12 protein-coding genes are annotated in these 12,290 nt (G+C 35.8%); 6 read left to right on the top strand and 6 right to left on the bottom strand.

Going from position 1 to position 12,290, the window contains the following annotated elements; all coding sequences use genetic code 11:
• Positions 1-645 precede the first annotated feature (645 nt).
• Positions 646-2,493: a PINc/VapC family ATPase gene (locus tag ACMT7R_RS14205; protein WP_415312612.1), complete on the top strand. Its 1,848-nt coding sequence runs from the start codon at positions 646-648 to the stop codon at positions 2,491-2,493.
• Positions 2,494-2,508: 15 nt separating this feature from the next.
• Here ACMT7R_RS14205 and ACMT7R_RS14200 read toward each other — a convergent pair whose 3' ends face one another.
• From ACMT7R_RS14200 to serB, 4 genes are read right to left on the bottom strand one after another with little or no spacing between them, the layout of a single operon-like run.
• Positions 2,509-4,095, bottom strand: coding sequence for an acyl-CoA mutase large subunit family protein (locus ACMT7R_RS14200; protein ID WP_415312611.1), 1,587 nt, complete (start codon positions 4,093-4,095; stop codon positions 2,509-2,511).
• A 6-nt stretch (positions 4,096-4,101) separates the two neighbouring features.
• A complete protein-coding gene (gene meaB, locus ACMT7R_RS14195; RefSeq protein WP_415312610.1) occupies positions 4,102-5,085 on the bottom strand; it encodes a methylmalonyl Co-A mutase-associated GTPase MeaB in 984 nt (327 codons plus the stop codon).
• A gap of 39 nt (positions 5,086-5,124) precedes the next feature.
• Positions 5,125-5,895: a coenzyme F420-0:L-glutamate ligase gene (cofE, locus tag ACMT7R_RS14190; RefSeq protein ID WP_415312609.1), complete on the bottom strand. Its 771-nt coding sequence runs from the start codon at positions 5,893-5,895 to the stop codon at positions 5,125-5,127.
• Positions 5,896-5,922: 27 nt separating this feature from the next.
• Positions 5,923-6,570, bottom strand: coding sequence for a phosphoserine phosphatase SerB (gene serB, locus ACMT7R_RS14185; RefSeq protein ID WP_415312608.1), 648 nt, complete (start codon positions 6,568-6,570; stop codon positions 5,923-5,925).
• A 236-nt stretch (positions 6,571-6,806) separates the two neighbouring features.
• Here serB and ACMT7R_RS14180 point away from each other — a divergent pair, with 236 nt between their 5' ends.
• Complete coding sequence (locus ACMT7R_RS14180; protein ID WP_415312607.1) at positions 6,807-7,064, top strand: sulfurtransferase TusA family protein; 258 nt, start codon at positions 6,807-6,809, stop codon at positions 7,062-7,064.
• Between the two features lies 1 nt (position 7,065).
• Complete coding sequence (locus tag ACMT7R_RS14175; RefSeq protein WP_415312606.1) at positions 7,066-8,082, top strand: PLP-dependent cysteine synthase family protein; 1,017 nt, start codon at positions 7,066-7,068, stop codon at positions 8,080-8,082.
• 32 nt (positions 8,083-8,114) lie between these two features.
• Here ACMT7R_RS14175 and trxB read toward each other — a convergent pair whose 3' ends face one another.
• Positions 8,115-9,050 carry a thioredoxin-disulfide reductase gene (gene trxB / locus ACMT7R_RS14170; protein WP_415312653.1) on the bottom strand — a complete coding sequence of 312 codons (936 nt, stop codon included), beginning with the start codon at positions 9,048-9,050 and terminating at the stop codon, positions 8,115-8,117.
• A 200-nt stretch (positions 9,051-9,250) separates the two neighbouring features.
• Between trxB and ACMT7R_RS14165 the strand changes: the two genes are divergently transcribed.
• The 3 genes from ACMT7R_RS14165 to endA all read left to right on the top strand — a co-directional run bounded on the left by ACMT7R_RS14165 (position 9,251) and on the right by endA (position 11,543).
• Positions 9,251-10,267 carry a homoserine dehydrogenase gene (locus ACMT7R_RS14165; protein WP_415312605.1) on the top strand — a complete coding sequence of 339 codons (1,017 nt, stop codon included), beginning with the start codon at positions 9,251-9,253 and terminating at the stop codon, positions 10,265-10,267.
• Positions 10,268-10,341: 74 nt separating this feature from the next.
• The gene (locus tag ACMT7R_RS14160; protein ID WP_415312604.1) at positions 10,342-10,992 is read left to right on the top strand and encodes a DUF47 domain-containing protein; all 651 of its coding nucleotides are present in this window, start codon (positions 10,342-10,344) and stop codon (positions 10,990-10,992) included.
• Positions 10,992-11,543: a tRNA-intron lyase gene (gene endA / locus ACMT7R_RS14155; RefSeq protein WP_415312603.1), complete on the top strand. Its 552-nt coding sequence runs from the start codon at positions 10,992-10,994 to the stop codon at positions 11,541-11,543. Before ACMT7R_RS14160 ends, endA begins: the two co-directional genes overlap by 1 nt.
• Positions 11,544-11,589: 46 nt before the next feature.
• Here the strand turns inward: endA and ACMT7R_RS14150 are convergent, their stop codons facing one another.
• Positions 11,590-12,261, bottom strand: coding sequence for a hypothetical protein (locus ACMT7R_RS14150; protein WP_415312602.1), 672 nt, complete (start codon positions 12,259-12,261; stop codon positions 11,590-11,592).
• Between the last annotated feature and the right edge of the window lie 29 nt (positions 12,262-12,290).

Here is a 12,290-nt window from a genome sequence, read left to right as displayed (position 1 = left end):
GAACAATATCTTTGATGAAAGATTGTTTCAACTAGACACATAATTAAGCAGCTTTGTAGATATCTGCAAATCCGATTCAACAATTACAGATGATTGCAATACTGAATTTACAGATATTTGGGATAGAACTTGTAATAGAGATGCAGATTGGGATGTTATTGATTCATGCAAAAGAGTTCTAGAATTTCTTATCACTAATTAATATTTTTATTTTCGATAGTGATATCATCCTCCACAAAGTTCAATATTGCTTGGTCTTTGAAAAGATATAGTTTACAAAAAGTAGTGCGATTTTAAAAAAATAAAGTACTAGTATCAATACAGTGTTAACAATGGCATGTGACAACTATGAGGCATGTGACAACTATGAGAATATTCGAGAAACTATACTTCGCTAGTATTGTTCAATTTGGCCCACTGTGTGTAAATAAGTATTGTAAGTTGCAAAAATTGAGAATTTGTGCGGTTAAAGTTGCTGACAAGTTAAATAAAATCCAACAGTATTCTGATACGTTAACCCATGATTACCTTCATTTTATTTTAAATCAAACCAATAGATGATAACCAGCATTTATTCTTCCAAGTCAAATCTTCTAGGTAGTAACCTTTTTTAGTAATCCATTTGATGTTTAAATTATATTTAGTTTGAATAAAAAAATTGTGTTAGATACCAGCATTATAATTGATGGTGTTATAAGTAATAAAATTGACAATAATGAGATAGACGATAGTTATGAAATCATTATCCCTCGACTGGCTATCGATGAATTGCAATCTCAAGCCTGCAAACAACGTGATCATGGATTCGTAGGATTGGGGGAGTTAAAGAAAATTAGAGAAAAATGCATTAACCATAACATTTCAATAAGAATTTCAGGACAAAAACCAAGCTTGAGTGATATAAAGCTTGCCAAGAATGGACGGATTGATGCATTGATTTGCGACATAGCTGAAGAAGAAAATGCTATTCTCTTTACATCAGACTATATCCAGCATCTGACAGCTCTGGCTTCTGGAATACAAAGCACTTTTGATAAATCTATTACCTCTTCTAGTTTTGACATTGAAAAATACTTTGATCAAAATACGATGAGTGTGCATCTAATTGAAGGGGTAGAACCACTTGCCAAAAAGGGAACCCCAGGAAATTTTTCTCTTGAAAAAATATCAGAAAGTAAACTCAACAAACAGATCCTAGACGAGATCATGAATTTCTTGTTTTCTACCAAAGATAACAAGAAAGTTTCCAATATTGAAATTTCATTTGATGGATGCTATGTTTTGATGTACAAGAACCTTAGGATTGTAATCACATTTCCTCCAGTATCCAACAAGATAGAAATTACAGCGGTACGGCCGATAAAGAAATTGACACTGAATGATTATAATTTGGATCCTAATTTGGTAGACAGATTATCAAAGGATGCGGAAGGTATTCTTATTGCTGGCAGACCAGGATCTGGGAAAAGCACTTTTGCAAGCAGTATCGCAGATCACTATGTTTCAAATAATAGATTGGTTAAGACACTCGAATCCCCACGTGACCTACAAGTTCCCGACAATGTAGTCCAGTATGGTTCATTTAAAAACGGTTATGAGAGAGTAGCTGATTTATTATTGCTGGTAAGACCAGATTTTACCATCTTTGATGAGGTGAGGAGAATAAGAGACTTTGAGATGTTTGCTGATCTGAGGCTCACGGGCATTGGAATGATTGGCGTCATCCATGCAAATGAAGCACTAGATGCAATACAACGATTTATCGGAAAAATAGAATTGGGTATGATTCCTCATGTTATAGACACGGTTATTTTCATTAATGGGGGGAAGATTGAAAAAATTTACGAATTAAAGTTAACAGTTAAAGTTCCCTCGGGTATGATTGAACAAGATCTTTCTAGGCCGGTGGTTGAGATTAGAGACTTTTATTCAAACGAAGTGGAATATGAAATCTATTCTTATGGTGAAGAAAACATAATCATACCTTTAGAAAATATTGACAAGAGAGGTCAGGGCGAGAAGAATAATAAGATAAATAGACTTGCAGAGTCCAAAATAAGAGAAATAATAGGACGATATGATACACAAGCCGAGATAAAGATAATCTCAAATGACAGGATACGAGTCTTGGTAAATAAAGAAAGAATTCCAAAGATTATTGGCCGTGGAGGTTCTACAATTTCCGAAATCGAAAAAATATTGGGTGTCAAGATTGATGTGGAGGCTAAGGTACCCTCGATAGGGAGTGAAATACCCTTTAGCATTTCTGAATCTGGTTCTAGAATCTACTTGCTTGTAGATGAGGAGCATATCGGAAAAAAGGTCAATTTGTTTTTGAATGAAGAATTATTGGTCAGCAATCAAATTGGCAAAAGATCAAAATTGAAGATAGACAAGAAATCCGATGTAGGCAGAAAAGTGTTCAACCTCATAATGAGCAACAATCAAGATTCTTTGAGACTTTTTGAGAGTAAGACAGATCAGAAAATATAAGGAAAATAGTAGAGTTTAGAAAGATATCTTTGGAACATAAGTTCCAAAGATATCTTTAAATGAAGAACTAATTTCTCCAAGTGTTACTTTCTCTCTTACCGCAGATATGATGAATGGCATCAAGTTTGTTTCAGGGTTTTCTGCAGCAGCAGTCAACTTTGAAATCTGATGCTGTACTTTAGTGTTGTCTCTTTTCAACTTAAACTCTTTTAGTCTGTTAACTTGTTTGATTTCCAGTTGGGGGTCAACTATAGCCAATTTGGGTTCTAAGTCTTTCTGATCCCTAAATTTATTTACACCTACTATCGTCCTTTCGTTTTTGTCTATCTCTTTTTTTAATGAATAAGCATTCTTTCTAATCTCTTCTTGAAAAAAGTTACGCTCTATAGCGGCCAATGCTCCGCCCATCTTGTCAATCCGAGCCAAATAGTCATTAACACCTTCTATTATTTGTTCTGTCAAGTGTTCTACATAATAAGAACCAGCCATCGGGTCTACGGTCTTTGTAACACCAGTTTCATAAGCTATTATTTGCTGGGTACGCAAGGCTATCTTTACTGATTCCTCTGTCGGAAGAGCTAATGCTTCGTCACGGGAATTTGTGTGTAGAGATTGACATCCTCCAAGAACAGCTGCTAATGCCTCAGTGGTTACCCTTACAATATTATTATCAACTTGCTGTGCAGTTAGAGACTCCCCACTAGTTTGTACATGAAATCTCAAATGAGAGGATTTTGGATCTTTTGCTCCATATTTTTCCTTAATAATCTTTGAATAAATCACTCTTGCAGCCCTAAATTTTGCAATCTCCTCAAAAAATTCCATGGTACAACAGAAAAAAAATGACAATCTAGGCGCAAAGCTATCTATTTCCAGACCTCTACTTAGACATGTATTAATATATTCAATTGCATCGGCAAAAGTAAATGCTAACTCTTGAATTGCATTCGAACCTGCTTCTCTTATATGATAACCCGAAATGCTAATTGGGTAAAACTGTGGAACATTGGTTGAACAGTATTGAATCATATCTCCAATTAGTCGGAGCGAAGGTCTCGGTGGATAGATATAGGTATTTCTTGAATGATATTCTTTTAATATATCATTTTGAGTCGTTCCCCTAATTTGAGATGGAGAGACTCCTTGTGATTCTGCAACAGAGATGTATAATGAAAGTAATGTGGCCGCAGTAGAATTAATAGTCATAGAAGTACTTACCTTATCAAGTGGAATATCCTTAAAGCAAACCATCATATCTTCTATTGAGCTTATGGCAACACCAGTTCTTCCTACCTCACCTTCAGATTGTATATTGTCTGAATCTCTACCCGTTTGTGTAGGCAAATCAAAAGCCAGTGATAAGCCAGTCTGACCATGCTCTAGCAAAAACTTGAACCTGTTATTAGTCTCCTCCGCACTCCCAAATCCACTGTACTGCCTCATGGTCCAGTGTCGTTCTCTGTACATTGTAGGGTATATTCCCCTCAAAAATGGGAAAGTACCAGGGTCTGATTCATATTCTCCTTTAGTATCCTCCGATTTGTAGAATTTTTTTACTGGAATATTTGAATCGGTTTTAATCTGTTTTTGTTCTTCGCTCATAAAATATCAATTGCCAGGAAATACTAATAAAGATAATTCTTCTGCTGCCGTGTATGGGTCTTTTGACTTATCCAACATGGATTTTACTAGTTCCAAAACCTTAGCATTATTTGAATCAATTATCTTTAGTGACTTTTTTCTTATCTCTCTTAAAACCATTGTCTTGAGTTCGTTTTCTAAATCTGTACGCTCCTTATCCTTTCGTTTATTCTTCCAATCATCTGTCTTGATGAGTTCCATTATCTTTTTTGTCAAATCATCTAGTCCCTCGCCTGTGTTAGCGGAAACCTTAAAAATAAGCGGATTACGTGATGACTGTCCGATCAGATCTACCAAAGTTAGATACAAAGTGTTTGATCCATCTAAATCAGCCTTATTTACTATATAGATATCACCTACCTCAGTTAGTCCTGCCTTTACAGCTTGAACATTATCACCTGTATTTGGGTTAAAAATTACAATTGTCAGATTTACTACTTTTGAAATTTCTACCTCTAATTGACCTGCTCCCACGCTTTCGACCAATATTAAATCATATCCAGCAGCGTCAAGAATTCTTATCACATTTCTTAAGGAAGTGGAAATACCACCTGATGCCCCTCTCGATCCAAGACTCCTCATAAACAATTCATCGTCGTCCATTGTCGAAGGCATCCTCACTCTATCTCCTAATATTGCTCCTCCAGTAATTGGACTAGTCGGATCAACTGCCAAAATAGCTATCCTCATTCCATAGTTCTTGAAGTATGGGATTAATTTTCCGATTAGGCTGCTCTTACCTGCTCCTGCAGGTCCAGTAAAACCAATTGTCATGGCTTTTCCTGTTTTAGGGAATATTTTTTTTATAACCTCATGAGCAGCGGGATCTTCGTTATCTATTTTCGAAATCGTTTGAGCAATTACTCTTTTATTTTTGCTCAAAATTCCCTCGACGAGAATATCCATATGCACATGAACATGAATATACATTGCAAATAAATTATTTTGCACTACATCATGGCTGTCTTAAGTTTGCGAGATTAATTAGAATTATTTCACAAACAAGTCATCATTTTCGTTTCTAATCAAGATACTAATTTCTATTTTTTTTTCTATGTCTGATTTTACAAATTCATAATCATAACCTCTAACAATGGCAACAGGTACTTGAAGTGTTTTACCCATTACCAATTCTGCTGCTGAAGCAATTTCATCAGCAATTGCTATTTCTGTTACTTTAAGGACTCTTCCATTCTGGTCTGGAGTTCCTATATAGCTTTTAATTGGATTAATACCGGATATTCCTATTGCTACATTAGTCTGACCATTTCTAAAAGGCCTGCCAAATGTATCGCTGATGATTACTGATACATTTTTCTTTGTTATTTCAAAAATATCCTCCCTTAATTTCCTTGCGGATCTGTCTGGGTTTTCCGGAAGCATTAAGACAAACCTTGGATCTTTGGATACATTACTTTGGTCTATACCAGCATTTGCACAGATAAAACCTTGTTTAGTTTGAACGATGATGTGTTTGTTGGTTAGACGAACTATTTTTTTGGATTCATTTAGGATAAGTTGAATTAATCGGGGATCTTTTTCATGAACTTTAGAGAGTTCCAGCGCTCGATCTGACGGCACGATAGATTCCATATCGACTAGCCTACTTTCGGATTTAGAAATTATCTTCTGGGCTACAATTAGTATATCAAACTCCTCGATGGTCAGCCCGCACGATTTGATAGAAGATAGAATACTTTTGGAGAGATCGTGGTCTGCCCTAATCTCTTCGCTGATAGGTATTGGTATGATTGATAACAATCAATTTACCCTGGAGGACAAAATTTGTTAAGGTGGATTTACTTTTATCCCAAATTTTTCTTTGATTATTGGGATTAGGGAAGACAAATCCTTTTCCTCAATTACTATATTTGCTTTGTCTCGTATTACTTCTACCGGACAAAATCCTACAGTAAATGCAGAAAGATCAAAAAGTTTCAAATCATTAGCGCCGTCGACTACGACGATGATTTCATCTCTCACAAAGCCATTTTCCTCGATATATTTTTTAACGGATGCAGATTTGTCAGATGTAACTCGTATATGTACATCATCCAGCTTCCCATTCCTAAAGATCAAATCATTAGAAAATATTTTGTCAATTTGCAATTCTGTATGTAATCTATCTGTTATGATATTGAACCCACCTGATACCGCTACTAATTTCCAACCCAGTCCCTTTAGGAAACTACATAGTTCTCTTGCTCCTGGCATTATTTCAAGATTTTGGGCTATCCTGTATGCCTGACTATACTCAATGCCTCTTAAGGCATGGACTCTTTCCTTTAGTCCTTCCTCCCAATTAATTTCTCCTCTAATACCTTTATTTGTAATGTCCCAAATTTCCTCTTCTTTTTTGGGTCCTAGGAGCTTTGCAAGCACAGGTAAATACTCCGCATTTAACAATACACCCTCTACGTCAAAAATAACAAGCATTACTCAACTCAATCTCCTTGTTTATACATAATATTAACATATTGCAGAAATATCTATCTAACTCAACATTGATTAATAAGATTAATCAATAATGATATTAATCCTCTCCAAGATTTAAGGACTGATTGATTTTCTTGCCATAGATATGTAACTTTTGAAGATAAATATCAAATGTAGTATTGTTACGTTTTCTCATGGAAAAACATTTAATTAAGTAGAAATGCCTTTATAAGATTATGTCGTCCAATTCTGATGATCCATCAAAGTCTAGCACAAAAACAATTGATGTGAGGGGGTTATACTGTCCTGAACCAGTATTTAGAACAAAAATTGAAATGGAAAGAATGACTAAAGGCGATTTGCTAAAAGTTGTATCAGATGACCCCGATTCTGAAGAAGACATATCAAGATGGGTAAATAGAAACGGTCATGAACTATTATCCCTAAATAAAACTGATAAAGATTTAGAGTTTACCATTAAAAAGGCAAAGTGATATGAGTACATCCACTGTTTATCCATACTCCAATAATGTAATTGAGAGGATTGGTAACACTCCATTAATAGAATTAAAGAGCTTTTCCACCCCTAAAACGAAGATCTTTGCAAAACTTGAATGGCATAATCCTTTTGGATCAGTAAAGGATAGAGCTGCTTATTGGATGATAAAAAATGCCGAACGTCAGAATATTTTGAAAAAAGACAAAAGTATCATAATAGAACCAACGTCTGGAAACACAGGCATTGCACTGACTGGAATTGCTGCACACTTAGGGTACAAGGTTGAAATAGTAATCCCAGAAAAGGTAAGCACGGAAACAAAAAATATCCTCAGAAAATTGGGGGCCGCCCTCCATGAGACTTCAGACGATTTGTGCCCCAGGGTTGGAGCAGGAACAGACCAAAGCATAGCATTGGCATATGCAATATCGAAACCAAGACCTGATGTTTACTATATGCCTAATCAGTATGAGAATGATTCCAATTATTTTGCTCATTATGAGGGTACCGGTCCCGAAATATGGAAGCAAACAGAGGGTAGAGTAACACACTTTTTTACAGGCTGTGGTACAGGAGGTACAATAACTGGCACTGGAAAATTCTTGAAAGAAAAGAAAAGTGACGTCAAGATTGTTGCTATTCAAGCTCAAAAGAATCATCTATTACAAGGGCTCAGAAATTTTGAAGAATCAGCCAAGCCGGAACTATTCTTAAGAAGAGAGGATGTTGTCGATGAGTGGTACACGGCCACCAACGAAAAGTCTTTTAGAATGGCAAAAGAGATAGCGATGAAAGAAAATATCTTGGTTGGACCCTCGTCTGGTTCGGTACTTGCAGGTATGATGGATATGGCAGAAAAGAATTCAGGTAAGGAAAACGTTTTTGTAGGAATATTTGCTGACGATGGTCGCAAGTTTAAGAGTCTTTATAAAGAACAAGGGATATTTACTGATGAAGAATTTGACAAATATTTAAAAAATGGTAATTTCATTTCTCAATTAGCATATGACTAATAACATGTGACAAGAGAGAATTTAAAAACCTCCTATTGTTTGCCTCTGGCTTCTGATAACCATTTTTCAATGTCAAGGGCTGCCATGCATCCAAATCCTGCAGCTGTTATTGCCTGCCTATATCTATGATCATGGACATCTCCGGCTGCAAAAACACCATCTATATTAGTTCGAGTAATATTATTTAACACCACATAACCTCGTTCGTCTAAATCAAGTTGATCCTTGAATATTGTAGTATTTGGCTCATGTCCAATTGCCACGAACAAACCACCAGCATTTAGAGTGGTTTCTGCGCCAGTATTAATATCTTTAATAGTAACGGAAGCAACCTTGCCCGTACCTTCTATATTAACTACGGTTGAATTCCAAATGAATTCAATTTTGGGATTCTCAAATGCTCGCTCCTGTAAAATCTTACTTGCTCTTAATTCATTTCTTCGGTGAACAATTTTTACTGTTTTGCCGAATTTCGTCAAAAAGGTTGCTTCCTCCAGTGCAGTGTCCCCGCCCCCCACAACAACAATCTCTTGATCTCTAAAGAATGGGCCATCACAAGTTGCACAGTATGAAACACCTTTGCCAGAGAAATCACTCTCGCTTTTTAACCCTAACTTTCTAGGGGACGCACCTGTTGAAATTAACACACTCTCTGCTGTATACTCAGCCGATCCCGTGAATATCTTAAAAGGTCTATTCTTGAAATCTACTCTTGTTACTTCATCAATCACTATTCTTGTACCAAACCGTTCAGATTGCTGTTGCATGTTCATCATCAATTCTGGTCCAGTTATGCCTTTTGGAAATCCCGGAAAGTTTTCGACTTCAGTTGTAGTCATCAATTGTCCACCAGGCAAGCTTCCGGAGATAATAATTGTTTTGAGTTTAGCTCTGGATGTATATATTGACGCTGTGTATCCGGCGGGTCCTGAACCAATGATGGCAACATCAAAGTGTGTATCACTCATGTTCCTAGAAACAGTATCATCAATATTGACTGTAGGTTCTTCAGCTGGAGTCGTCATAACATGTCAATTTATCATAAATTCATTTATTAATGTATTATTAATAAATTCTTAAATTCTAAATCATTTATGGCGCAAACTATTGTTTATGGAATACAAATTTTATTATAATCTCTGATTATATTAATAGAAAGACAAATCTAATGAGGATAATCGTATGTGGCATGGGCGTCGTTGGACAAAGCTTTTTAAAATTGCTCTTGACAAGTTCTTCAAGTCTATACAAAGACTATGGAATTAAACCAAGAGTAATCGCTTGTGTTGACAGCAAAGGAATAGCTTTTTCACCAACAGGACTGGATTTGGAAAAGGTACTCGCGACCAAAGAAAAATATGGTAGTTTAGAATCCTTTGATGGACCCAAGTTAACCTCAGATAATTATATTGAAGATTTAGATGCGGAAGCATTTTTAGAGCTCACCCCTACGAATCTTTCGACAGCAGAGCCCGGGTTGTCACATATTATTTCAGCATTACGATCAAAAAAGAATGTTATTACGGTCAACAAGGGTCCGCTTGCACTGTCATTTTCATCACTTATTGAACTTTCAGATTATAATAATGTAATGTTGAGGTTTAGTGGAACAGTTGGGGGAGGGACTCCAGTTTTGGATTTTGCAAAACATTGTCTTAAAGGAGACAAAATAACATCATTTACTGGGATATTAAACGGCACGACAAATTATATACTTACCAGAATGGCTGATGGGTTACCCTTTAATGAAGCTCTAAAGGATGCAAAAGAAAAGGGTTATGCAGAAGCAAATCCTTCATTAGATATCGATGGTGACGATGCAGCTGCTAAATTAGTTATAATGGCAAATTGGATTATGGGTTATAAAGTAACACTGGCCGATGTAGAGAAGGTGGGAATTTCAAACATAGATCCGAACGAATTTGCCAAGGCATCAGAACAAGGAAAATCAGTAAAACTGATCGCAAAATGTGATAAGAGTGAATTATTTGTGAAACCTCTTCCTATTTCAAAGGACGATCCGATTTGTGTGAATGGGACATTAAATGCCGTTACTTTCAGGTCAGAACATTCAGGAGAACAAACGATAATTGGAAAAGGCGCCGGTGGCATGGAAACTGCAAGTTCTATCTTACGAGATCTTATTGAAATTAAGCAAAACATGACCAATTATGAATTAAATTAGGATTTTTGTAAACTCATCTTCCCTCGGGGTACAAAAAAAGAATTATAAGAACAATTGGAAATTAGAAATTCTGTATGTATAGCGGTGAGCTAGAGTTCCAAGCCAAGAGAAAAACCATTTCCATATTGCAAGAAGAAACGAACAAGATATTGAATCTATCCAGGGAACTGGCATTAATGACCGGTGCAATTTTTGATGGAGATAAGACAAAGGTTACAGAATCCTTCGAGAGGATGAGCATAATCGAAAATGAAATTGTTATTTTGAGAAAACAAATTACAAGAGAAGTCATAGCCATTGGAAGCCTGATGACATATAGAGAGGATTTGTTGAGAACCGCCTATTTCATAGATGAAATTTCTGGTTTTATAGGAGGTATTTCTTTTAGGTTGTCAAATATTGATCCTCAAGTCATAAGAGAACGATTTGAAATCGATCTAAAAAACATGATAGATGTTATCATTAATGTAATTTTTAAGATAAATGAAATGTCAAGAACGCTCACGATAAAACCTGAAAACACAATAGAGTTAGCCGGCGAAGTTCAAAGAATAGAATCAGAAGTGGATAAAAAGTACAGAGAAATGACTATAAAAGCGTTGGACTGCCTACACAATCCAAAGGATCTGATGCTTTTTAAAGATACTATCGAAGGGATCGAAGGTATGGTTGACAAATGCCAGCAGGCCTCCAATTCCTTCACGATTTTGGCATTAAGTATTTGATGATGCCATTTACCGGTCAACTAATTGAAAATAGAATACTCATTCATGACTTGCATCAATCGAGAAGTTTGTTTGCTGATGGATATTATGGTAAACCGCTTGGGATATCAAAGCCAAAGAATTCTGAATTCGATTCGCCTTTAGTCTTAGACCTCATTGAAGGCTATTACTTGAATCTAAACAAAAAACTAGACGTTTTTAAACATAATGGAATCGCTGTAGAATCAGATGAAATCTTAAAAGAATGCAAGAAGCAATACGTTAATTTTGAAGTAAAATTCAAAGTTTTCAAGAGTCTTAGAGACAAAGGCTACGTTGTAACACCAGGAATAAAATTTGGCTGTGATTTTGCGGTCTATATACATGGCCCTGGTATAGATCACGCTCCCTTCCTTGTAAAGGTCTTGACGAACAGTGAAAAGATAACAAGTATGGATATCGTACTTGCAGGCAGATTGGCAACAACAGTTAAGAAGCAATTTATTTTAGCAATTGTCAACCAAGGTAACGATTCCGTAAAATTTGTAGGATTTGATTGGTGGAGGGCCTGACTAACATTTTACGGGCTTGGTGACTTTGATTCTCCTCCATTTCTGTTCAAGTTTTTGGTAAATCAAATTTTATGTAGTTTTCTCCTGAAATGGTCAATCTGGCCGAGTATTTTTCGGATCCTGGTTCTAACCAGCCTTTGTAGCGTATAGAGTTTTTGACAATGTCAATAACACTTGGTTTTTTTTCATTGATTTCTTCATAGCAAGATAATATTTCGCCAAATTTAATTTCAGTTTGCTTATTATATTTTGTCAAGTAATAAACAAATAGAGTAGATTTCTCATAATGGTTGGACGGTTTCTTCTCCTTATAAAACTCTCGTAGTCCCGGCTTATTATCACTTGTCTTTAGATCCACAGGTAACGGGGGTATGTTCACAGATAACTTGGGGATTGAATGTTTAGTGCTCTTACTTGAAATAGGAACTTCAGTGTGCATATCAAGTGTTGATGTGTTTCCTCCATTTTTGTTTTTGACTAAATGAATTTTATCGCTCTCGCTTGGAAAAGATTCCAATGAAATCGGGTTATTAGATGTTAGTATGTTATTGACATCCAACTTTGGAATATTTTCCTTGTTATTTATGATAACTTCTTTTATGGCAATTTTAAATATTTCCTCAAACTTTTCTAAATGCTTGTCCACAAAGGACTCGTTTCCCTCAAGTTCAAAAAAACCTTCCTTCAGATTAATTCTGAACTTCGTATCAGAGGTCAATAAAATTTTTCTAATTAATAATTATATAA

It is taken from the genome of Candidatus Nitrosocosmicus sp. FF01 (genome assembly GCF_047711275.1).
Lineage (GTDB): Archaea > Thermoproteota > Nitrososphaeria > Nitrososphaerales > Nitrososphaeraceae > Nitrosocosmicus.
Note: the sequence above shows the minus strand (reverse complement) of the source record. Positions and strands in the feature narration are given on the sequence as shown.

Coding starts and splice junctions, on each gene's coding strand:
- ACMT7R_RS14200 (WP_415312611.1), bottom strand. CDS start 4,095: ATGAGCGAAGAACAAAAACAGATTAAAACCGATTCAAATATTCCAGTA.
- serB (WP_415312608.1), bottom strand. CDS start 6,570: ATGCTTGTTATTTTTGACGTAGAGGGTGTATTGTTAAATGCGGAGTAT.
- ACMT7R_RS14180 (WP_415312607.1), top strand. CDS start 6,807: ATGTCGTCCAATTCTGATGATCCATCAAAGTCTAGCACAAAAACAATT.
- ACMT7R_RS14175 (WP_415312606.1), top strand. CDS start 7,066: ATGAGTACATCCACTGTTTATCCATACTCCAATAATGTAATTGAGAGG.
- trxB (WP_415312653.1), bottom strand. CDS start 9,050: ATGAGTGATACACACTTTGATGTTGCCATCATTGGTTCAGGACCCGCC.
- ACMT7R_RS14165 (WP_415312605.1), top strand. CDS start 9,251: ATGAGGATAATCGTATGTGGCATGGGCGTCGTTGGACAAAGCTTTTTA.
- ACMT7R_RS14160 (WP_415312604.1), top strand. CDS start 10,342: ATGTATAGCGGTGAGCTAGAGTTCCAAGCCAAGAGAAAAACCATTTCC.
- endA (WP_415312603.1), top strand. CDS start 10,992: ATGATGCCATTTACCGGTCAACTAATTGAAAATAGAATACTCATTCAT.